Origin of the sequence: Sphingomonas sp., assembly GCF_965200135.1 — a bacterium.
Taxonomy (GTDB): Bacteria; Pseudomonadota; Alphaproteobacteria; order Sphingomonadales; family Sphingomonadaceae; genus Sphingomonas.
In genome coordinates this window covers 264,266-286,061 of record NZ_CBDATK010000009.1, presented here as the reverse complement: position 1 = coordinate 286,061, position 21,796 = coordinate 264,266, and the positions used below count along the sequence as shown (strand labels likewise).

General features: G+C 69.9%; 22 protein-coding genes. 10 read left to right on the top strand and 12 right to left on the bottom strand.

The window, feature by feature from the left end:
- Positions 1 to 42 precede the first annotated feature (42 nt).
- Positions 43 to 1,800, top strand: a complete 1,758-nt coding sequence (locus ACOFKS_RS12875) for a DUF885 domain-containing protein (RefSeq protein ID WP_419809647.1) — start codon at positions 43 to 45, stop codon at positions 1,798 to 1,800.
- 70 nt (positions 1,801 to 1,870) lie between these two features.
- Here ACOFKS_RS12875 and ACOFKS_RS12870 read toward each other — a convergent pair whose 3' ends face one another.
- On the bottom strand, positions 1,871 to 3,496 hold the full coding sequence (locus ACOFKS_RS12870) for a phosphoenolpyruvate carboxykinase (protein ID WP_419809646.1): 1,626 nt from the start codon (positions 3,494 to 3,496) through the stop codon (positions 1,871 to 1,873).
- Between the two features lie 91 nt (positions 3,497 to 3,587).
- The gene (gene aac(3) / locus ACOFKS_RS12865) at positions 3,588 to 4,514 is read right to left on the bottom strand and encodes an aminoglycoside 3-N-acetyltransferase (RefSeq protein WP_419809668.1); all 927 of its coding nucleotides are present in this window, start codon (positions 4,512 to 4,514) and stop codon (positions 3,588 to 3,590) included.
- Here aac(3) and ACOFKS_RS12860 point away from each other — a divergent pair.
- From ACOFKS_RS12860 to ACOFKS_RS12830, 7 genes are all read left to right on the top strand, one after another.
- On the top strand, positions 4,513 to 5,217 hold the full coding sequence (locus ACOFKS_RS12860; protein ID WP_419809645.1) for a response regulator: 705 nt from the start codon (positions 4,513 to 4,515) through the stop codon (positions 5,215 to 5,217). The genes aac(3) and ACOFKS_RS12860 overlap by 2 nt on opposite strands.
- Positions 5,218 to 5,298: 81 nt before the next feature.
- Positions 5,299 to 6,897, top strand: a complete 1,599-nt coding sequence (locus ACOFKS_RS12855) for a stimulus-sensing domain-containing protein (RefSeq protein WP_419809644.1) — start codon at positions 5,299 to 5,301, stop codon at positions 6,895 to 6,897.
- A gap of 25 nt (positions 6,898 to 6,922) precedes the next feature.
- Complete coding sequence (locus tag ACOFKS_RS12850) at positions 6,923 to 7,330, top strand: HPr kinase/phosphorylase (protein WP_419809643.1); 408 nt, start codon at positions 6,923 to 6,925, stop codon at positions 7,328 to 7,330.
- Entirely contained in the window at positions 7,327 to 8,256 is a 930-nt protein-coding gene (gene rapZ, locus ACOFKS_RS12845) for an RNase adapter RapZ (protein ID WP_419809642.1), read from the top strand. The genes ACOFKS_RS12850 and rapZ overlap by 4 nt, the downstream gene beginning before the upstream one ends.
- The gene (locus ACOFKS_RS12840) at positions 8,253 to 8,660 is read left to right on the top strand and encodes a PTS sugar transporter subunit IIA (protein ID WP_419809641.1); all 408 of its coding nucleotides are present in this window, start codon (positions 8,253 to 8,255) and stop codon (positions 8,658 to 8,660) included. The genes rapZ and ACOFKS_RS12840 overlap by 4 nt, the downstream gene beginning before the upstream one ends.
- On the top strand, positions 8,657 to 8,935 hold the full coding sequence (locus tag ACOFKS_RS12835) for an HPr family phosphocarrier protein (protein ID WP_419809640.1): 279 nt from the start codon (positions 8,657 to 8,659) through the stop codon (positions 8,933 to 8,935). The genes ACOFKS_RS12840 and ACOFKS_RS12835 overlap by 4 nt, the downstream gene beginning before the upstream one ends.
- A gap of 47 nt (positions 8,936 to 8,982) precedes the next feature.
- The gene (locus tag ACOFKS_RS12830) at positions 8,983 to 9,771 is read left to right on the top strand and encodes a TrmH family RNA methyltransferase (RefSeq protein ID WP_419809639.1); all 789 of its coding nucleotides are present in this window, start codon (positions 8,983 to 8,985) and stop codon (positions 9,769 to 9,771) included.
- Between the two features lie 351 nt (positions 9,772 to 10,122).
- On the opposite strand, the gene rmuC is transcribed toward ACOFKS_RS12830, so the two are convergent.
- The 3 genes from rmuC to recR all read right to left on the bottom strand — a co-directional run bounded on the left by rmuC (position 10,123) and on the right by recR (position 12,973).
- Positions 10,123 to 11,604 carry a DNA recombination protein RmuC gene (rmuC, locus tag ACOFKS_RS12825; RefSeq protein ID WP_419809638.1) on the bottom strand — a complete coding sequence of 494 codons (1,482 nt, stop codon included), beginning with the start codon at positions 11,602 to 11,604 and terminating at the stop codon, positions 10,123 to 10,125.
- A 183-nt stretch (positions 11,605 to 11,787) separates the two neighbouring features.
- Complete coding sequence (gene def / locus ACOFKS_RS12820; RefSeq protein WP_419809637.1) at positions 11,788 to 12,312, bottom strand: peptide deformylase; 525 nt, start codon at positions 12,310 to 12,312, stop codon at positions 11,788 to 11,790.
- Between the two features lie 64 nt (positions 12,313 to 12,376).
- A complete protein-coding gene (gene recR, locus ACOFKS_RS12815; RefSeq protein WP_419809636.1) occupies positions 12,377 to 12,973 on the bottom strand; it encodes a recombination mediator RecR in 597 nt (198 codons plus the stop codon).
- Between the two features lie 158 nt (positions 12,974 to 13,131).
- Here recR and fmt point away from each other — a divergent pair, with 158 nt between their 5' ends.
- Positions 13,132 to 14,040, top strand: coding sequence for a methionyl-tRNA formyltransferase (gene fmt / locus ACOFKS_RS12810; RefSeq protein WP_419809635.1), 909 nt, complete (start codon positions 13,132 to 13,134; stop codon positions 14,038 to 14,040).
- Positions 14,037 to 14,777: a tRNA pseudouridine(38-40) synthase TruA gene (truA, locus tag ACOFKS_RS12805; RefSeq protein WP_419809634.1), complete on the top strand. Its 741-nt coding sequence runs from the start codon at positions 14,037 to 14,039 to the stop codon at positions 14,775 to 14,777. The genes fmt and truA overlap by 4 nt, the downstream gene beginning before the upstream one ends.
- Before the next feature lie 123 nt (positions 14,778 to 14,900).
- Here truA and ACOFKS_RS12800 read toward each other — a convergent pair whose 3' ends face one another.
- From ACOFKS_RS12800 to ACOFKS_RS12770, 7 genes are all read right to left on the bottom strand, one after another.
- Entirely contained in the window at positions 14,901 to 16,061 is a 1,161-nt protein-coding gene (locus ACOFKS_RS12800; RefSeq protein WP_419809633.1) for a class I SAM-dependent RNA methyltransferase, read from the bottom strand.
- Positions 16,052 to 17,518, bottom strand: a complete 1,467-nt coding sequence (locus ACOFKS_RS12795; protein ID WP_419809632.1) for an NAD(P)H-hydrate epimerase — start codon at positions 17,516 to 17,518, stop codon at positions 16,052 to 16,054. The genes ACOFKS_RS12800 and ACOFKS_RS12795 overlap by 10 nt, the downstream gene beginning before the upstream one ends.
- Positions 17,518 to 17,799, bottom strand: coding sequence for a hypothetical protein (locus tag ACOFKS_RS12790; RefSeq protein WP_419809631.1), 282 nt, complete (start codon positions 17,797 to 17,799; stop codon positions 17,518 to 17,520). The genes ACOFKS_RS12795 and ACOFKS_RS12790 overlap by 1 nt, the downstream gene beginning before the upstream one ends.
- Positions 17,800 to 17,917: 118 nt before the next feature.
- Positions 17,918 to 19,636, bottom strand: a complete 1,719-nt coding sequence (gene ilvD, locus ACOFKS_RS12785) for a dihydroxy-acid dehydratase (protein WP_419809630.1) — start codon at positions 19,634 to 19,636, stop codon at positions 17,918 to 17,920.
- Between the two features lie 48 nt (positions 19,637 to 19,684).
- The gene (locus ACOFKS_RS12780; RefSeq protein ID WP_419809629.1) at positions 19,685 to 20,596 is read right to left on the bottom strand and encodes a glycosidase; all 912 of its coding nucleotides are present in this window, start codon (positions 20,594 to 20,596) and stop codon (positions 19,685 to 19,687) included.
- Between the two features lie 4 nt (positions 20,597 to 20,600).
- Positions 20,601 to 21,377, bottom strand: coding sequence for an SDR family NAD(P)-dependent oxidoreductase (locus ACOFKS_RS12775; RefSeq protein WP_419809628.1), 777 nt, complete (start codon positions 21,375 to 21,377; stop codon positions 20,601 to 20,603).
- A 61-nt stretch (positions 21,378 to 21,438) separates the two neighbouring features.
- Positions 21,439 to 21,789: a response regulator gene (locus ACOFKS_RS12770; protein ID WP_419809627.1), complete on the bottom strand. Its 351-nt coding sequence runs from the start codon at positions 21,787 to 21,789 to the stop codon at positions 21,439 to 21,441.
- Between the last annotated feature and the right edge of the window lie 7 nt (positions 21,790 to 21,796).

The window sequence follows — 21,796 nt, the reverse complement described above, 5'->3', positions numbered from 1 at the left end:
AAGGGAGTTGCGGGGCGTGCCGCTTTGGCGGATGCATGGACCATGCTGAATCGCCGTGACCTGCTCGCCTCCGGCACCGCCTCGCTCGCGGTGGCCGCCCTGCCCGCCAATGCCGCCGAAGCGCCCCGCGCCACCTCGACGCTGGACGCGATCGCAGACCGGTTCTGCCGGGCTTACCCGGCCGACGCGACCGAGCTGGGCGTCGATAGCGGCACGCGCGCCGAGCTGCGCGGCAAGCTGCCCGATCGTAGCGTGGCCGGACAGCGGGCGGTAGCGGCGGGGCTGCGGCAGGATCTGGCGGCGCTCGATCGGCTCGATCCGGCGACGCTGGATGCGACGACGAAGGTTCATGTCGACGTGGTGCGGACCAGCTACACGACCGCGCTGGAGGGGTTCGCCTTTCCCTATGGCGAAGTGGCGACGGGAAGCTGGCGTAACTCGCCCTATCCGGTGATCCAGAACGTCGGCGCGTATATCGACGTGCCGCGCCTGCTGACGGTGACCCAGAAGCTGGAGAACGAGGCGGATGCGGGGTACTATCTACAGCGCCTCGCCGGCTTTGCGGCCGAACTGGACGGCGAAACCGAGCGGGTGCGGCTGGGCACCGCGGCGGGCGCGGTGCCGCCGGATTTCCTGCTCGACAAGGCGCTGGCGCAGCTGACGACCGTGCGCGCCGGCGATCCGGCGGCGTGGGAGATGGTGACCCGGCTGGCGACGAAATACCCGGCGCATGGGGCGGAGGCGGCGCGGATCGCGGGCGAGCGGGTGTTGCCTGCCTTCGGCCGCCAGATCGCGGCGCTGCGCGACCAGCGCACGCGGGCGGGGAGCGACGCGGGTGTGTGGCGGCTGCCCCACGGCGACGCCTATTACCGCTGGGCGCTGCGGTCGGCGACGACGACGACGCGCTCGCCTGACGAGCTGCACGCGCAGGGGCTGGACGAGCTGGCGCGCTATCAGGCGCAGATGGACGTGATCCTGCGGCCGCTGGGGTATACGCAGGGGTCGGTGGGCGCGCGGATGACGGCGTTGGGCAAGGACCCGCGCTTCCTGTTCCCCGATAACGACACCGGGCGGGCGCAGATCATCGCGTTCCTGCAAGCGCAGATCGATGCGATCCGGCCAAAGCTGGCGACCGCGTTCGCGCATCCGGTGCGCGGGCGGGTCGAGGTGCGGCGCATCCCCATCGCGGAGGAGCCGGGCGCCGCGGGTGCCTATGGCGGGTCGGGCGCGATCGACGGGTCGACGCCGGGGCGGCTGTGGATCAACCTGCGGAACCCCGGCGGGCTGCCGCGCTATTCGCTGCCGACGCTCGCCTATCACGAGGCGATTCCGGGCCATGCGTGGCAGGGCGAATATGCGTTTCGGTTACCCCTGATCCGCAACCTGTTGAGCTTCAGCGCCTATCAGGAGGGATGGGCGTTGTACGCCGAGCAGCTGGCGGACGAGCTGGGCATGTATGCCGACGACCCGGTCAACCGATTGGGTTTCCTCCAGTCGATGGCGTTTCGCGCGTGCCGACTGGTGGTCGATACCGGACTGCACGCCAAGCGCTGGTCGCGTGCCAAGGCGGTGCAGTGGTTCGCCGACGCCAACGGGCAGGACCCCGTCGAGGTCGGGAGCGAGGTCGACCGCTATTGCAGCTGGCCGGGTCAGGCGTGCGCCTACAAGGTCGGCCATTCGGAGATCCTGCGGCTGCGCGAGACGGCGAAGGGGCGGCTGGACCTGAAGGCGTTCGACGACCGCGTCGTGGGCGCGGGCCCGGTGCCGATGACAGTGCTGGGGCGGATCGTGGCGGCGTAGTGTGGGCCGCCAGATCCGCCACTGATCGTTGCCCTGCGAAGGCGGGATGACGATCAGTGGCGGATGAGGATCACGCGGTCGCGGTCTCGCGCGTCACCTTCGGCGCGGCCTGACGGACGCCCTCGTCGACGCCGTCGGCGAACTGGGTGAAGTTCTCGACGAACCGCTCGACCAACTGCGCGGCGGTCTGATCGTAGGCGTTCTTGTCGACCCAGGTCTGGCGTGGGTCGAGGATGGTCGAGTCGACGCCCGACACCGCGACCGGCACCTCGAAGCCGAAGTTCGGGTCGGTGCGGAATTCCGCCTGGTTGAGGCTGCCGTCGAGCGCGGCGTTGAGCAGCGCGCGGGTGATCTTGATCGGCATGCGGTGACCGACGCCGTACTTGCCGCCGGTCCAGCCGGTGTTGACCAGCCAGCAATCGACCCCGCCCGCCGCGATCCGCTCCTTGAGGAGGTTGCCGTAGACCGATGGATGGCGCGGCATGAACGGTGCGCCGAAGCAGGTGGAGAAGGTCGCGTCGGGCTCGACCACGCCGATCTCGGTCCCCGCCACCCGGGCGGTATAGCCCGACAGAAAGTGATACATCGCCTGATCCGGCGTCAGCTTCGCGATCGGCGGCATGACGCCATAGGCATCCGCGGTCAGGAAGATCATGTTGGTCGGCACCGGCCCGAGATTGTCGGCGCTGGCGTTGGGGATGAAGTCGATCGGATAAACGCCGCGGCTGTTCTCCGCGAGCGTCGGATCGTCCAGATCGAGCGCGCGCGTGTCGGGGTCCATCACCACGTTTTCGAGCACGGTGCCGAAGCGCTTGGTCACCGCAAAGATCTCCGGCTCGGCGTCGGCCGACAGGCGGATCATCTTGGCATAGCAGCCGCCCTCGAAATTGAAGACGGCGGTGTCGGACCAGCCATGCTCGTCGTCGCCGATCAGGGTGCGATTGGCGTCGGCCGACAGCGTCGTCTTGCCGGTGCCGGACAGGCCGAAGAACACTGCCGTGTCGCCGTTCGGGCCGATGTTGGCCGAACAGTGCATCGGCATGACGCCGGTCGGCGGCAGCAGATAGTTGAGCAGGCTGAACACCGACTTCTTCATCTCCCCGCCATAACGGGTGCCGCCGATCAGGATCAGCCGCTCGGTGAAGCTGACCGCGATCACCGTCTCCGACCGGCAGCCGTGTCGCGCGGGATCGGCGCGGAAGCTGGGCAGGTCGATGATCGTATAGTCGGGGCGGAAGCCGGCCAGCTCCTTCTCCTCGGGCCGCACCAGCATCGTGCGGATGAACAGGTTGTGCCAGGCGAACTCGTTGACGACGCGCACCTTGACGCGATGCGACGGCTGCGACCCGCCGTGGAGATCCTGGACGAACAGCGTCTCCTTTTCACCCAGCGCGGCGAGGAAGTCCGCCTTCAGGCGACCGAACGCATCCGGGTCCATCGGCTGGTTGGACTTGCCCCACCACACGGTACTCTCGGTCTGCGCGTCGCGGACGATGAAGCGGTCCTTGACCGACCGGCCGGTATGCGGGCCGGTTTCCACCACCAGCGGACCATCGGCGGCGAGCTTGCCCTCGCCGCGTGCCACCGCTGCCTCGACCAGCGCGGGCGCCGTCAGGTTCCAGTGCACCTCGGCGTTCAGGGGATAGTCGTGGCCCAGCCCCTCCGACAGGCCGACTGCGGGAACACGCTGGCTCAAAGACAAACCTCTCTTATGCAAATGCTTGCGGGCAATGCCCGATCTGATCCGGCGCTTATCGGTGGCGGCGGGGAGCGTCAAATCGACAGGATTAGCCGGAACGGGGTCGGCGGACCCACGCCTCCAGCCACTCGATGGCGAAGGCGAGCATCGGGGAAGCGTCGACCAGCAACGACGGCGCAAGTCCGACCGGCCCCTGACGCCCGCCGCCACCCTCGACATAGGCGGTGACGATCCGTTCGATATAGTCGTCAGGCAAGCCCTCATGCACCGGATCGCCGGTCTCGAACTCCTCCATCATCGGCCATAGCGTTCCGTTCGGACCGGCGAGCGGCACCTCGATCCGGACCAGCCGCTTGTCGGGAATGTCGGCGAGGTGATCGGCATGGTGGATCAGCGTCATGGTATCCCACGGCGCGCCCACCATCAGCACGCGACCGCCGACCTCGACCAGCCTGGACAAGGGCGTGTCCTCGCCGAAGCCGTAGTCGAGCCGGTGATCGGCGGTGATCCAGTCGGCGAGCTTGCCGACCGCCGCGACGGAGGCGCCGGGATTAGCGCTGCGCCGAGCCCCCGGCATGGTCCTGACGAACTCGGCGATGACGCCGTTCATCCGCACTGCACGCGATGTCCGCGCATCGAAGGCTGGCACATGGTCGCGCCATTCGGGCAGGACACGTCCGTCGTCGTCAAGCAGGTCGTCGTGGACACTGTCCCAGCTGGTGTAGACCAGCATGGTGCCATCTGCGCCGACGACATCGAGCAGCGCGTTCGCCAGTGCGTCCGGGCCGTTCAGCAGCGGCCCGACCTTGCTCATGGCGGCATGAACCATGACGGTGTCGCCGGCACGCACGCCGATCCTGCCGAGATCGGCGCGCAACGAGGCACGGGTGCGAAAGTCCGGCAGATCGGTGTCCATCGGCCGCCAATGCGGCATTTCGTCGCGGACGCCAAGCGAGGGCGTGGCGAGCGCACGGTTGAGTGCGGCCGCGCGATGGCTTACCGCCCTGCCCATCATGACGGCCACGATCGCCCTGGTCGACGACGACCGCAACATCCTGACCTCCGTGTCGATCGCGTTGCAGACCGAGGGGTTCCTGACGCGCGTCTATTCGGACGGGGAGACGGCGTTGAAGGCGCTGACCGAGAACCCGCCCGACCTGGCGGTGCTCGACATCAAGATGCCGCGAATGGACGGGCTGGAGCTGTTGCGGCGCCTGCGTGAGCGCAGCCACGTCCCGGTCATCTTCCTGACCAGTAAGGACGACGAGCTGGATGAGGCGTTGGGCCTCGCGATGGGCGCGGACGATTACATCGCCAAGCCGTTCAGCCAGCGGCTGCTGATCGCGCGCATCCGAGCCATCCTCCGCCGCACGGAGGTCGCCCCCCTGCCGGGCGAGGCGGACACGGTGGCGGCGGTGCCGGTCGAACGCGGACGACTGTTGATGGACCCGGCGCGCCACCGCACCACCTGGGCGGGTGATGCGGTGACGCTGACCGTCACCGAGTTCATGATCCTGGAGACGCTGGCGCAGCGGCCCGGCGTCGTGAAGACGCGCAACCAGCTCATGGATGCGGCGTATCAGGACGACATCTATGTCGACGACCGCACCATCGACAGCCACATCAAGCGGCTGCGGCGCAAGTTCCGGCAGGTCGATCCCAGCTTCGACGCGATCGAGACCCTGTACGGTGCCGGCTATCGCTTCTCCGACGATTAAAGCGGTCGCCGGCCATGCCGCCCCGTTGTCCCGGCGCGGCGGGACGGTGGCGGTGACGCACGCCGGTCGGCACCTGCGCTAGTGGCGCTGCGCTGGAAGCGACGGTCGCCGCGCGTCGACGATCCGGACGACGAGGGCAGCGACCTGACGCTGCGCTGGTCGGGGCAAATCTCGCTGACGCGGCGCATCTTGGCGGTCAACATCGTGGCGCTGCTGCTGCTGGCGGGCGGGTTCTTCTATCTCGACTCGTTCCGGACGCGGCTGATCGACAACCGCGTGGCGCAGGCGTTGCGCGAGGCGCGGCTGATCGGCGAGGCGATCACCGCCGGCGGGACGCGGCGGCGCGACGAGATGGTGGTGCGGCTCGCCGACGATTCGGGGTTGCGCGTGCGGATGTACGATGCGGGCGGCAAGCTGCTCGCCGACAGCCGCGCGTTGGGCGTCCACAATTTCCAGCTGACCGACCCCGACAAGGACCCGTGGGGACAGGACGTCGCGCGTTTCCTTGACGCGACGGTCGACACGGTGGTGGGGGCGCCGCGCCAGCCGCTGTATCGCGAGCGCCGCAACGGCGCGCAGTGGCCCGACGCCAAGGCGGCGCGCGAGGGCAAGATCATCGCCGCCACCGTGTGGCGCGCGCCCGACCGCACCTATGTCATCACCGCCGCCTCGCCGATCGGTGACGATGGGGTGGTGCTGACGTCGGTCAACGCGCGCGACATCACGCAGACGGTGCGGGTCGAGCGGTTCCGGCTGGCGGTGCTGCTGCTGGTCGTGACGCTGGTGTCGGTGCTGCTGTCACTGTTTCTGGCGCGCACGATCGTGCGGCCGCTCCGGCGGCTGGCGCGCGCGGCGGTGCGCGTTCGGCTGGGGCGCGCGCGCGAGGTGGTGGTGCCGCGCCTGCCGTCACGCCGCGACGAGCTGGGGCTGCTGGCGCGCGCGCTGTCGGACATGAGCCTGGCGCTGCGCGCGCGGATCGACGCGACCGAGGCGTTCGCGGCCGACGTGACGCACGAGTTGAAGAACCCGCTCGCCTCGCTGCGATCGGCGGTCGACGGGCTGGGCCGCGTCACCGATCCGGCGTTGCAGGCGAGCCTGCTCGCGATCGTCCGCGACGACGTGCGGCGGCTGGATCGGCTCATCACCGACATTTCGGAGGCGTCACGGCTCGACGCGCAGCTGAGCCGCGCGACGTTCGAGCCGATCGACGTGGCGGCGATGCTGGAGGGGTTGCTCGGCCAGCGCGAGGAACGCGGGCACGAACGCGGCGTCCGCATCCGCTTCGACCGGGCCGGCGACGGGCCGTTCACGGTGCTGGGCGAGGGCGCGCGGCTGGAGCGGGTGTTCGAGAACCTGCTCGACAACGCGGTATCCTTCTCGCCCGACGGTGGGCTGGTCAGCGTCGCGGCGGCACGCGAACACGACGAGCTGGTGGTCCGCGTCGAGGACGAGGGCGCCGGCGTGCCGGAGGACGCGCGCGAATCGATCTTCCGCCGCTTCCAGTCGATCCGGCCGGAGACGGAGGCGTTCGGGCAGCATTCGGGGCTGGGCCTCGCGATTGCGCGGACCATCGTGGAGGGGCATCAGGGCGAGATCGTCGCCGAATCACGCGAGGACCGGCTGGTGGGGGCGCGCTTCGTCATCCGCCTGCCGCTCGCCCCCTCGCGCCTTGGAGCCTGAGCTGACCGACCCGCCCTCTCAGACCATGCACGCCACCACCGTCGCGATCGAAGGACGCGCGGTGCTGATCGAGGGGCCGTCAGGGGCGGGCAAGTCCGACCTGGCGCTGCGCCTTATCGATCGCGGCGCGGTACTGGTCAGTGACGACCGGACCCGACTGGTGCGAGACGGCGAGCGGCTGACGGCTCACGCGCCCGAGCGGATGGCGGGGCGGATCGAGGTGCGTGGGCTCGGCATCGTCGCGGTGCCCCATGTCACGGCCGCGCCGGTGGCGCTGCTGGTGCGCCTCGGCGTCGAGGAGGATAGGCTGCCCGAGCGGCACACGCGCGAGATCGCCGGGCTGGCGGTGCGCGAACTGGTGATCGACCCGTTCCGCGCGTCGGGGCCGCTCAAGGTCGAATGGGCGCTGCGTCAGCCGGAGAACGCACCATGAGCGGCGCGACCGTGCTGATCGTCACCGGCATGTCGGGCGCAGGCAAGTCGACCGTGCTCAAGACATTGGAGGATCTGGGGTGGGAGGTCGTCGACAACCTGCCTCTTCCCCTCTTGGGCAGACTGATCGGCGCGATGCCGGAGGGCGACACGCCGCGTCCACTGGCGATCGGGCTGGGATCGACGACGCGCGACTTCGATCCCGAGCGGGTCGTCGCACGGGTGACCGAGTTGAGGAAGCGCGAGGACGTGGCGATCGGGGCGCTGTTCCTCGACTGTGCGGGCAGCGAGCTGGAGCGACGCTATACCGAGACGCGACGGCGGCATCCGCTCGCCGACGATCGGCCGGCGGCGGATGGCATCGCGCGCGAACGCGAACTGCTGGCGCCGTTGCGCGACTGGGCGAACCGGCTGATCGATACCACCAGCCTGTCGGCGCACGACCTGGCCGGGCAGGTGCGACAGATGTTTGCGGGCGGCAACAGCGACGCGCCGGTGCTGTCGGTGATGTCGTTCGGCTTCGCACGCGGGCTGCCGCGCAACGCCGACCTGGTGTTCGACATGCGCTTTCTGCAAAACCCGCACTGGGTGCCGGCGCTGCGGCCGGGAACCGGTCTGGACCCGGACGTCGCCGCCTATGTCGCGGCCGACCCGGCCTACGCCGAAGCGGTCGGGCGGATCGAGGAGCTGATCGCGCTGCTGCTGCCGCGCTACCGGGCGGAGGGGAAGTCGTACGTTACCGTCGCGATCGGGTGTACCGGGGGGAGACACCGGTCGGTCCACGTCGCCGACCGGCTCGGGCGGTGGTTGCACGAGCGCGGCTTTTCGCCCACGGTGACCCACCGCGACCTCCGGGCCGCGCCGCAGGACTCGCTGGAGGGCTCGCGCCTGCCGGCCGATGGCACAGGTAAGCATACGGCACGATGATCGGTCTGGTTCTGGTGACCCACGGACGGCTGGCGGAGGAGTTCGTCACCGCGATGCAGCACGTCGTCGGCCCGCAGGAGCAGATCGCGCCCGTCGCGATCGGCCCCGAGGATGACATGGAGTCGCGCCGCGACGACATCGCCGCCGCCATCGCCGCCGTCGACGACGGCTCGGGCGTGATCGTGCTGACCGACCTGTTCGGCGGCACGCCGTCGAACCTCGCCATCTCGCTGATGGCGCGCGGACGGGTCGAGGTGATCGCGGGCATGAACCTGCCGATGCTGATCCGGCTCGGTTCCGCGCGCAAGGCGATGGGCGTCACCGCCGCCGTCGCCGCCGCGCGCGAGGCGGGGCGCAAATACATCTCTGTCGCCTCCGAGGTTCTCGGCGAGGCGGCGGCATGAGCGAGAGCGCACGCTCCGTCCTCATCACCAACAAGCGCGGGCTGCATGCGCGCGCGTCGGCCAAGTTCGTGACGCTTGCCAGCGAGCAGCCGTGCGAGCTGCTGGTCGAGAAGGACGGCGCGGGCGAGCCGGTGACCGGGACCAGCATCATGGGGCTGATGATGCTGGGCGCGGCGATGGGCGACACGATCCGGATCAGCGCCACCGGCGACGGCGCGGACGGCGCGGTGGCCGCGATGGCGACGCTGGTCGAGGCGAAGTTCGGGGAAGAGTGACGCCGGACGGCTTTGCCGCGACGGCCCGCCCGGTGTAGCGCCGCCGCGTGCGAACGATCACCGCCTATTCCAATCCGCTCGTCAAACAGGTCCGCGACCTGCGCGACAAGCGTCATCGTCGCGAGTCGGGGCGCTTCCTGGCGGAAGGACTCCGCATCCTGATCGAGGCACGCGAGGGCGGACGGCTGCCGGTGCTGGTGTTCCTCGCCGAGGCGAGTGCCGCGCATCCGCTGGTGCGGACGCTGATCGCCGAGGTCGAGGCGGCGGGCGGCGAGGCGATCGCGACCACGCCCGACATCCTGGCGAAGCTGTCGGGCAAGGACAATCCCCAGGCGGTGGTGGGCGTGTTCGACGCCTGGGACACGCCGCTCGACGCGCTCGACCGGACCGCGAGCGACATCTGGCTGGTCGCCGAGCGGCTGCGCGACCCCGGCAATCTGGGCACGATCCTGCGAACCGGCGATGCGGTCGGTGCCGGCGGGCTGATCCTGATCGGCGAGTGCGTCGATCCGTTCTCGGTCGAGGCGGTGCGCGCGAGCATGGGGGCGCTGTTCACGGTGCCGGTGGTGCGGAGCGAGTGGGCGCCGTTCCTCGCCTGGCTGCGCGGCGGACCGGGGCAGCTGGTCGGGCTGAGCCTCGACGGCGGCGACTATCGCGCGGCGCAATATGCGGCCCCGACCTTCCTGCTCACGGGCAACGAGGCGCAGGGAATGCCGGCCGACTATGCGGCGGCGTGCGACCTGCTGGTGAAGATGCCGATGCTGGGCAAGGCCGACAGCCTCAACGCGGCGGTCGCGACCGCGGTGATGGCGTATGAGGTGCTGGGGCGAACCTGACGAGGCGGAGAGTAGGTGAACGTGTCCACCTACTCCCCTGCATCTACCGACGCTCTGCTCGTGCGACACAATCAAGAAAGCGACTAAGCGCTTCCTGGCAGGTCGAACGAAGCTCGTATGAGCGACGCGACACGATCAGCTGGTTAGAGCCAGGGGCGCACCCATGCCACTTCCACAACTGCTCGCGATCCTGATGCAGGTCGAAAATCAACCTGCTCATGGACTTGCTCCGTTATGAAGAAGCCTCAGTCTTTGTCAGAGTGGCCGCGATACGAGCAATTTGCGGTGCCGTTCTTCGGGTCTTATCGCGCTTGCTAAGATGTTAGCCAACCTATTAGAACTGAAGCGAAATTAGTCGCGGCCCTTCCCGGCCGTTGGATCATTCTCCTTTGCAGTTGTGCTCACCAGTTTAGTGAGCGGACGTGTAGATTGCTCGGCGATTGGAAGCGCGTCAAGCTGCTTTGCACCAGTATCGATATTCAGAGTCTCGAACCTTCGCGCACTTGTCAGGACTTGACTTTCTAGGCTCCCAACCATGGCATTGTACCCGACCACCGCATGATCGAGGGCTCGTCCGACTCGAGCGACATGCCCGCCCATCGTCGCCAGCCGCGCGTACAATTCCTTGCCCAGCTCCGCGATCGCGCGCGCCTCGCCCGCGAGCTTTTCCTGCCGCCACACCGCCGCGACGGTGCGGGCGATGGCGATGAGGTTGGTGGGGGTGGCGAGCAGGACGCGCTTGTCGAAGGCATAGTCCCACAGCGTCGGGTCGTGCTCCAGCGCGGCGGTGAGGAAGTGTTCGCCCGGCACGAACATCACGACATATTCGGGCGTGTCGTCGAACTGCGACCAATAGCTTTTGCCCGCCAGCCCGGTGACGTGGTTCTTCATCGACTGGGCGTGCGCGGCGAGGCCGAGCTTGCGCGCCTCGTCGTCGACCGCATCGAAGGCGTCCTGATAGGCGTTGAGGGACACCTTGGCGTCGATGATGAGCGATTTGCCGCCGGGTACGCGGACGACCGCGTCGGGGCGCAGGCGACCGCCCTCCCCGTCCGTGACGCTGACCTCCATCGCGAAGTCGGTATGCTCGGCGAGGCCGCAGGTCTCCAGCACGTTGCGGAGCTGTTGCTCGCCCCAGCGGCCGCGGGCCTTGGGCGCGTTGCGGAGTGCGTTGACGAGGCGCGCGGCCTCGGTCGAGACGCGCTCCTGCCCGTCGCGCATCGCCTTGATCTGGCCGTCGAGCGTGTCGAAGGCGGAGCGGCGCTCCTGTTCGACCTTGGTCACCGTCTCTTCGTAGCGGGTGAGGCGGTCGTTCACGGGGGCGAGCAGTTGCGACAGCTTCTCGCCCTGCAACTTCTCCGATTCGGTGAAGCGTTGATGCGCGCGGTCGAGGAACTTGGTCTGCGCGACCTCCAGCGCCTGGCCGGCGGCCGCCTCGAAATGCGTCCGCATCGCGGTCAGGTTGTCGGCATGCGCCTGCTGTCGCTCCAGCGCCTGCGAGCGGAGCGCGGCGAGGTCGGCGGCGAGGCGGCTACGCTCGGCCTCGATGGTATCGGCCTTGCGGGCGAGGTCGGCGTGTTGCTCGACGTGGCGGGCGTGGGCCTGATCGCGTGCTTCGGCGGCGGCGCGCAAGGCGGCGACGTCCTGATGCGCGGCGTTGCGCTCGCGTTCGACGGCGTCGCGGGTCTGGCGGATCAGGTCGGCGTCGGCGGCGCGGCTGTTGGCGACGGCGAGGTCGCTGGCGAGCGTGCCGGTGCGACGCGCCGCGACCAGCCACCCGATCAGCAACCCGGCGGCGAGCGCCAGCAGCGCGACCAGCGCCAGCTCAGTCATGGCGGAACCTCACGATCATCTCGCTACGTCGCACGTGAAAGCTCCCGATCCGACCGACCCGGATGGCCGATGGTGGAACGTAGCCGGAACGAGTGTGGCAGGACAGCCCTGTTTTCACCCGGGGCTAAAGGGAAAGCGGGTTCCCGGCTCTAGGCCGCTACGAAAGGACCGGAGATTGGAGAGTCAGGCCATCTTCCGCATCTTCGTCAGCTTCTTCATCACCATATCGCGCTTCAGCCGCGACAGATGGTCGGTGAAGAGCACGCCGTTCAGATGGTCGATCTCGTGCTGCATGCAGGTCGCGAGCAGGCCGTCCATGTCCTCCTCGTGGTCCCCGCCCTGCTCGTCCTGCCAGCGGACGCGGCACGACGCGGGGCGCGCCACCTCCGCATACTGCTCGGGGATCGACAGGCAGCCCTCGTTGTAGACCGACAGCTCGTCGGACACCGACAGGATCTCGGGATTCAGATAGGCATGGGGGTCGCGAACGGGCTTGCCCTCGGCGTCCTCCTCCGCCTGCAGGTCGATGACCAGGATGCGGCGATCGACGCCGACCTGGATCGCGGCGAGACCGATGCCCTTGGCGGCGTACATCGTCTCGATCAGGTCGGCGACGAAGGCGCGCGTGGCGGCGTCGATCGCGTCGACCGGGCCGGAGACGAGGCGCAGGCGGGGGTCGGGGACTTCGACGATGGGGAGGACGGCCATGGGGGGCGGCGCTAGGTTGGGGCGATGCGGGGGTCAACCCAATCCTCCCCGTGAACGGGAAGGATCAGCTGACCGGTCGTCTTGCCCGCAGCGCCTGCGCCAGCGTGCCTTCGTCGAGGTAATCCAGTTCGCCGCCGACCGGCAGGCCGTGGGCGAGCTGCGTCACCCGCACCGGGAAGCGCTCGATGCGTTCGGCCACGTAGTGCGCGGTGGTCTGACCCTCCAGTGTCGCGTTCATCGCCAGCACGACCTCGTCGATCCCGCCCGCCTCGACGCGGGCGATCAGCGTGTCGATCGCGAGGTCCTCCGGCCGGACGCCTTCCAGCGCCGACAATCGCCCGCCCAGCACATGGAAGCGGCCGGGGAAGAGCCGCGAGCGGTCGAGCGCCCACAGGTCCGCGACCTCCTCCACCACGCACAGCGCGCGCGCGTCGCGGCGCGGGTCGGCGCAGATCGTGCAGGGGTCCGACGTGTCGACATTGCCGCAGGTCGAACAGGTGGCGAGATGCGCCTCCACCGCCTGCAACGCGGCGAGCAGCGGGCCGAGCGCGGCCTCGCGACGCTTGAGCAGATGGAGCACGGCACGCCGCGCCGATCGCGGGCCGAGGCCGGGAAGGCGGCTGAGCGCCTGGGTCAGGGTCTCGATCTCGCGGGAGGCCATTAGGAGTAGATAGTTGCTCTTCCGCATCGCGTCACCTCGTCCGTGCTCCTGCGAAGGCAGGAGCCCAGACCCGCGCGCGCCGGTTTCCGCCGCCCTGGGCTCCTGCCTTCGCAGGAGCACGGGTTGCCAGCGCGGCCCCCCCGCATCAAAGCCGCGCCATGCGGATCGTCTTCATGGGAACGCCCGACTTCGCGGTGCCGACGCTCGACGCGCTGGCGGCGGCGGGGCACGAGATCGTCGCGGCGTACACGCAGCCGCCACGACCGGGCGGGCGGCGCGGGCGCGAACTGGTGCCGTCGCCGGTGCAGCGGCGGGCGGCGGCGCTGGGGATCGCGGTGCGCTCGCCGGCGAGGTTGCGCGGGGCGGACGAGCAGGCGGCGTTCGCGGCGCTGGGGGCGGACATCGCGGTGGTCGCCGCCTATGGCCTGATCCTGCCGCAGCCGGTGCTGGACGCGCCGCGGCTCGGCTGTCTGAACGTCCACGGCTCGCTGCTGCCGCGCTGGCGCGGAGCGGCGCCGGTACAGCGCGCGATCATGGCGGGCGACGACGAGACGGGCGTGTGCATCATGCGGATGGAGGCGGGGCTGGATACCGGGCCGGTGCTGCTCGACGGGCGGGTCGCGATCGGCGCCCGGACGGCGGGTGAGCTGACGACGGACCTGGCGCAGCTGGGCGCGGCGTTGATGGTGGAGACGCTGGCGACGCTCGACGCGCGGGTGGCGGTGGCGCAGCCCGACGACGGCGTCACCTATGCGGCGAAGATCGACAAGGCGGAGGCGCGGATCGACTGGTCGCGGCCAGCGATTGAGGTGGAGCGGCTGGTCAGGGCGATGAACCCCGCGCCGGGGGCATGGTTCGAGGTGGCGGGCGAGCGGGTCAAGGTGCTGGCGGCCGAAATGCTGTCACTCTCTCCTTCGGGGCGAGGGACAGTCGTCGACGAGCATCTCACGATCGCGTGCGGCGACGGCGCAATCCGGCCGACGCTGGTCCAGCGGGCGGGCGGCAAGCCGATGACGGCGACCGACCTGCTCCGCGGCTTTCCCATCCCCGCCGGGACGCAGCTTTGACGCGGTTCGCGCTGACGGTCGAATATGACGGGCGGCCGTTCGTGGGGTGGCAGCGACAGGCGCACGGCGTGTCGGTGCAGGGCGCGCTGGAGGCGGCGGTGCTGGCGGTGACGGGCGAGGCGGCGGCGGTCCACGCGGCGGGGCGGACCGACGCGGGGGTGCATGCGCTGGCCATGCGGGCGCATGTCGATATTGCCAAGCCGATCGCGCCGTTCCGGCTGATGGAGGCGCTCAACGCCCTGCTGCGCCCGGCGCCGGTGGCGGTGCTGAGCTGCGAGGCGATCGCGGACGACTGGCATGCGCGGTTCTCTTGCCTCGGGCGCGCATACGAATACCGCATCGTCAACCGACGGGCGCCGTTGACGGTCGAGCGCGGGCTGGTGTGGCAGGTGACGCGGCCGCTCGACGCTGCGGCGATGGACGCGGGCGCACGGCGATTGGTCGGGCGGCATGACTTCACCACTTTTCGGTCGGCGCATTGTCAGGCGGACAGCCCCTTGCGAACGCTCGACACGCTGACGGTCGTGCGCGACGGCGAGCGGGTGACCGTGCGCGCGGCGGCGCGGTCGTTCCTGCATCATCAGGTGCGCTCGATGGTGGGGGCGCTGGCGGAGGTCGGGCTGGGGCGGTGGACGCCGGACGACCTCGCAGCGGCGCTGGGCGCACGCGATCGGGCGAAGCTGCCGCTCAACGCGCCGGCGGACGGGCTGTATTTCGTGGGCGCGGTCTATCCTTAAAGCATGCCGACCTCACTTTGCCCCGTTCGCCCTGAGCGAAGTCGAAGCACAGGTGAGTCCCACACCCTTCGACTTCGCTCAGGGCGAACGGTAAGAAATGGTCGGGCCTAAGGTCGTCGCGCTCTAGCGGCTGAACCGCGCCGCCAGTTCGACATGCGTCGACCAGCGGAACTGGCCGACGGGCTGGACCCAATCCAGCCGCCAGCCTCCCTCGCACAATGCCTTCGCATCGCGCGCGAAGCTGCTGGGATTGCAGGAAACATAGGCGAGGCGCGGCGTCTTGGCGGCCTCGATCTTCGCGATCTGTTCGCGGGCGCCGGCGCGGGGCGGGTCGAGGACGATCGCGTCGAACCGATCCAGCTCGGCCACGGTGAGCGGGCGGCGAAACAGGTCGCGATGCTCGGTGAACAACGGCCGCTGCGCGCTCGCCGCCTTGAGCGCGAGATGCGCGTCGCGGGCCCCCTCGGCGGCATAGACCTTGGCGGGCAGCGCCAGCGCGAAGGTGCCGAGGCCGGCGAACAGGTCGGCGACCGTGGCGGCACCGGCGGTGGCCTCGCGCACGGCGGCGACGAGCGCGGCCTCGCCCTCCGCCGTCGCCTGGAGAAAGGCGGCGGACGGGAGTGCGACGGGGGTGCCGCCCAGCGTGACGGTGACCGGCTGCGGTTCCCAACGTGCCTCCGGGCCGTAGCCTTCGTCGATGCTCAGCCGGGCAAGCGCGTGGGCTTGCGCGAAGGCGGTGATCGCCTCGGCGGCGGCAAGGCCGGGGGGCAGCGTCGCCTTGACGAGCAGGTCGACGCCCTGATCGGCGAGCGTGAGGTGGAGTTCCACCCTGCCCTTTGGTCGTAGCCGTTGCACGAGCGCGCGCAACGGCCCGACGAGCACGAACAGTGCCGGGTGCAGGACGTGGCACTCGCGCATGTCGACGATGCGGTGCGACGCTTGCTCGGTAAAGCCGATCAGTCCGCCCTCGGCATGCAGCGTCGCGCGACGACGGGTGCGTGGCGGCGACAAGGCGGTGGGGCGGAGGTCGGCCTCGATCCCCTGCGCCGCGAGCGCGGTGGCGATGCGGTCGGCGACGAAGGCGGCGTAGCTGTCGTCGTCGAGATGCTGGAGCTGACAGCCGCCGCATTCGGGGAAGTGACGGCAGGGCGGCGGCTGATGGTGCGGGCCGGGAATGACCTCGCCGGTGTCGGTCAGCGTGTCGCCGGGGGCGGCGGAGGCGGCGTGGCGGCCATCGGCGGTGATGCCGTCACCCCGCGCGGCGACGCGGACGATCAGCGACATAGCGACGCGCGCGCGGCGGTCAGCGCGTGGGCGAGGTCGTCGGCGATGAAACTCGCGCCGCAGCGGCGCGCGGCCTCGGCGTGGAGCCAGACTGCGGCTTCGACCCCGCCGAACGGCGTTGCGGCGTGCCATGTCCCGGCAATCGTGCCGGCCAGCACGTCACCGGTGCCGGCGGTGGAGAGCCAAGTGCTGCCGAGCCGGGCTGTGTTGGTGTGGCCGTTCGGGTGCGCGACGACCGTGTCGGGGCCCTTGTAGACCACCGTCGCGCCGGCCCGTCTTGCCGCTTGTCGGGCGGCCTCGATCTTGGAGCCGCTCGGCTTGCCGAACAGCGCGGCGAACTCGCCGGCATGGGGGGTGAGGACGACGCGCCGGTCGGGGGCCACGCCGGTGCGCTCGCGAAACAGCGCGAGGTGCCGCTCTTCGAGCAGGTGGAGGGCGTCGCCGTCGATCACCAGCGAGCAATCGCAGGCGATCGCGGCGTCGAGCTTCGCCAGCGCGTCCGCCCCCCGCCCAAGGCCGGGACCGATCACGATCACGACCTTGGGCTTGCCGTCGACGGCCTCGGCGAGCGCGTCCGCGGACCAGGGGCGACGCACGACCGCATGCGGCAGGCCGGGCGCGTCCTCGGCAAGCAGCAGACCGTAGCCCGCGCCCGCGCGCATCGCCGCCTCGATCGCGAGCGCCGCCGCGCCCGGCATCGCGCCGGCGATCACCACCGCCATGCCGCGCGAGTATTTGTGATTCCAGCTGTACGGCGCGTGCAGCCAAGGAGCCGCCATCGCCTGGTCGGGACTGACGTTGTCGCGCGGGGAGCCGATTTCGTCGAGGCCGAGGCCGATATCGATCAGCCGGACGGCGCCGCACTGCTCGGCCGCGGGCTGAAGGACATGGGCCGGCTTGAGCGCGCCGAGCGCCAGCGTCAGGTCGAACTCGGGTATCTGGAGACGGTTGATCTCGGCCCCGGTATCGGCGTCGATCCCGCTCGGCAGGTCGACGGCGACCGACAGGTGAGCGTACGCGACCAGCGCGCCGATCGCCGCCATCGCGTCGTTCGCGAGCGGGCGCGACAGGTCGGTGCCGAACACCGCGTCGACGACGACGGGAGCATACGCCGCCTCGTCGGGGAGTGCCGCAGGAAACGCCTCGACCGGGCCGTCCCACGCCGCCCGCGCACGCCGAGCGAGGTCGGTGACGGATTCGCCCAGCGCCGCGACCCGCACCGGGTGCCCCGCTGCCCGCAGCACCCGCGCCGCGACGTAGCCGTCGCCGCCGTTGTTGCCGGGTCCGCAGAGGATCAGCACCTCCGCGCCGGCCGCTAGGCGGCGGACCGCTTCGGCCACCCCTGCCCCTGCCCGCTCCATCAGGCCGTACATCGCGTCGGGGGTCGGCGCGGCGCGTTCCTCCGCCGCACGCATCTGCGCGGCCGTGAGGATCGGCTGGCCGTCGATCGGCAGCATCAGCGTGCGGCAGGGAGGCGGTAGCGGTCGTTGGCGATCGCGACCTCGATCTCGGTGCCGTCCTGCCTGACGACGGCGGGCTGTGCGCCGTCGGCGGCGGTGACGCTGTTGTCGTCCTTCACCAGCAGGCGGCGGAAATGGCCGTCGGGGTGACGCACGGTGATGACCCAGCCCTGCGCGGTGCGGATGCGTTCGGCGGTGCAGACCGGCGCGAGCGCGGCGGTGCCGCTCGCGCAGGGGAAGCGCGGGAGCGCGGCTTCGGCGGCCCGTTCGTTGGCCATCGCTTGTTGCTGGTCGTGAGCTTGCTGGCCGCACGCGGCGAGAAGCAACGCAAAAGTGGTCGCACTAGCCTTACCACGGCTGTGCCGTTCACCTGATCTCTCGTATGAGGAGCGTAGGTTAAATATCCGCATAGACGTGACTTTCCGCTTTGGCACCGGGGTGCGTCAGCGCGCCGAGATGCGCGGGGCCGACATTCTGCGCGTATCGCCACAGCGCGCCCGAGCCATAGCCGTTGTCGCGCGCGCGCCATGCGGCACGGCGCTGCGCCAGCACGTCGCCCGACACCAGCAGGTCGATCGTGCCGGCCTCCGCATCGATGCGGATCGGGTCGCCGTCCTCTACCAGCGCAATCGGGCCGCCGTCCGCCGCTTCGGGTCCGACATGGCCGATGCAGAAGCCGCGCGTCGCGCCCGAGAAGCGGCCATCGGTGACCAGCGCCACCTTCTCGCCCAGCCCCAGCCCATAGAGCGCGGCGGTGGTCGACAGCATCTCGCGCATGCCCGGCCCGCCCTTCGGTCCTTCATAGCGGATCACGACGACGCAGCCCTCGTCGATGTCGCGCGCCTCGACCGCCGCGAACGCCGCCTCCTCGCCGTCGAAGCAGCGCGCCGGCCCCTCGAACTGCAACCGGTGCATCCCGGCGACCTTCACGATCGCGCCGTCGGGCGCGAGGCTGCCGCGCAGACCGACGACGCCGCCGGTCGGCGTGATCGGCGTGTCGAAGGCATAGATCACCTTCTGGTCGGGGTTCCACGTCACCTCGTCGATGTTCTCGCCCAGCGTGCGGCCGGTGACGGTCAGGCAATCGCCGTCGAGCAGCCCGCCGGTCAGCATCGTCTTCATCAGCATGTAAACGCCGCCCGCGTCGTGCATGTCCTTGGCGACATACTTTCCGCCGGGCTTGAGGTCGGCGAGGTAGGGCGTGTCCTTGAACACGCGCGCGACGTCGTGCAGGTCGAAGTCGATCCCGCACTCGTTCGCCATCGCCGGCAGGTGCAGCGCGGCGTTGGTCGAGCCGCCGGTCGCCGCCACCACCCGCGCGGCGTTCTCGAACGCGGCGCGGGTGCAGATGTCGCGCGGGCGCAGCTGACGCTCGACCAGCTCCATCACCTGCGCCCCGGCGGCGATCGCGATCTGTTCGCGGCTGCTGTAAGGAGCGGGCACCATGTTGCTGTTCGGCAAAGACAATCCGATCGCCTCGCCGACGCAGGCCATGGTGTTGGCGGTGAACTGACCCCCGCAGGCGCCATCACCGGGGCATGCGACCTTTTCGAGTGCGGTCAGTCGTTCCAGCGGACAGCTGCCCGCGGCATACTGGCCCACCGCCTCGAACACATCGACGACGGTGACGTCGCGCTGGTCGAAGCGGCCGGGCAGGATCGAGCCGCCATAGACGAAGATCGACGGGATATTGAGCCGCAGCATCGCCATCATCATGCCCGGCAAGGACTTGTCGCACCCCGCGAAGCCGACCAGCGCGTCGTAGCAATGGCCGCGCACCGACAGCTCGACCGAGTCCGCGATCACCTCGCGGCTGACCAGCGACGCCTTCATCCCCTGATGCCCCATGGCGATGCCGTCGGTCACGGTGATGGTGTTGAACCGGCGCGGCATGCCGCCGTTGCCGATCACCCCGGCCCGCGCCGCGTCCGCCTGCACGTCGAGCGTGGTGTTGCACGGCGCGCTATCGTTGCCGGCGCTGGCGAGCGCCACGAACGGCTTCTGGATGTCCTCCTCGCTGATCCCCATCGCGTAGTAATAGGAACGGTGCGGCGCGCGCTCGGGCCCGACGCTGACGTGGCGGGAGGGGAGCGTGGATTTATCGAAGCGAGGCATGGCTGCGCTGTTGGCACATTTGCCCCGCGATGGGGAGAGGCGCGGCCCTCAGGCGTAGTAGCGGATGCGCGCGCGCCGCAGGATGCGGTCCTCCAACGAAAAGTACAGGCTGATCCCGCCGTCCTCGATCACGGTCGAGGCGGCGAACGCGATATCGGTTTTGGATCGATCGGCCGGCGGCGGCGGCAGGATGAGCGGTTCGAGGCCACGACCCGTGACTCGCGAATAGTCTTCCGAAAAACTGATCCAGCCGATCCGCCAGCGCGCGTCCAGCGTCGCGCCGTTGTAGAACATTACCGGGTCGACACCGGGTAGCCGACAGATCGGGCCGGTCGAGAGGTGCCAGTTGTCCCAGCTGTCCTCGCGTGTCGGAAACGGATCGGCGATCGACTCCCAGTCCTCGCCGAGCGCGCCCGCCCGCGCGACGCCGACCCGCGACGCGCCGACGCCACCATCGAACAGCGCCGCATATTCGTAGAACAGCCGCCAGTCGCCCGCCGGCGTCTGCACCAGCGTCGCCTCCTTGATGTTGCCCTCCCCCGCCGGGGCGGCCAACGCGACGCGGCGCTTGACCAGCGTCTCCAGCGTCGGCCCCGATGCGGCGATCATCACGCCCTGCGTCCGCTTCGCGTCGACGCCGGTGTAATAGACGACGTACCCCGCGTCCGTCAGGACCACGGTCGGGTCCTCGCAGCCGCCGCCGTCCGCGTCAGCCGGATCGGCGCCGGGTGCCACCGCCAGCTTCGCGTCGAGCGTGAAGTTCAGCCCGTCGCTGCTCTCGCCGCACGCGATCAGCCCGGTCGGATCGGTGGGACCGAGCGGATCGGGGACGCCGCGCACCATCATCCGATAGCGATCGCCCTCCTTCCACACGAACGGGCTCATCAGGTCCATGCCGTCCAGGGGCGTTCTCGACGCGATGGTGACGGTATCGAGCTGCTCGACGGCATAGGTCGGCACCGGGTCAGGCGCCCTGCGCGACGGTAAGCGACAGCGCGCCGTCGATCGTCACGGTGGTGCCGGTGATGTAATCGGCCGCGGGCGACAGCAGGAAGGCGACGAGTGCCGCCACTTCGTCCGCGCGACCGGCCCGGCCCCAGGGGATGTTGCTTTCGAGCGACCGGCGATACGCCTCGTCCTGCGTCGCCCGCTCGTTCATCGGCGTCAGGATCATACCGGGAGCGACGCCGTTCACCGCGATCTGCTGCGGCGCCAGTTCGAGCGCCAGCGTGGCGGTGAGCTGTGACAGCCCGCCTTTCGCCGAATCATAGTCGACGCCACCGGGGCGCGGGGCGCGCTCGTGGATCGACGAGATGTTGACGATGCGACCGCCGAGCTTCTTGTTCGTCAGCGCCTGGGCAAAGCGGCGACAGGTCAGAAACGGGCCGTAGAGATCGGACCGGATCACTCGGTCGAACTGGCTCAGCGCCATGTCGACGATGTGGACGCCGCTCATGTTGAGCCCCGCGGAATTGACGAGCAGCGTCGCGGTGCCGAACGACCGCTCGCAGGTCGCGAACAGCGCCTCGACCGCAGCCTCGTCGGCGACGTCGCACTGCACGGGCAACGCCAGCGCGGCACCGCCGGCAGCGTCTCGCACGGCGTCCGCCGCCGCTTCGTCACGAAAATAGGTGAAAGCGACGCGGGCGCCGGCCGCGACCAGCGCGGCGACGCAGGCGGCCCCGATCCCGGACTCTCCCCCGGTGACGATCGCGACCCGATCCGAAAGCTCAACCGTCATTCACCCGCTCCTCGACGCCTGGCGGTTCAAGCGTTCGGGGACCGGCAAGGTTGCGCGAGCCTCAGAGGCTGGCCAATGCCTTCTGGACGCTGTCCATCGTGAAGGGCTTGGTCAGGCGCGGGCGGTCGCTGAAGCGTGCGTCCAGTGCGTCGTCGCTGCCGCCGGTGGCGAAGATGAAAGGCACCCCCCTTGCCGCGAGCGCCTCCGCGACCGGGATGCTGCGCTCGCCGCCGCGCAGGTTGAGGTCGAGGATCGCGGCATCGATGCCGCCCTGCTCGACCCGCTCCAGCGCACTCGCGACATTGTCCGCGGTCCCGCACGCCTGCTTGTCGAGCACCTCGAGGAAGTCTTCGAGCATCATTGCGATCAGCGGTTCGTCCTCGACGATGAGGATCTGTTGCGGCCCCGTCATGACTGCC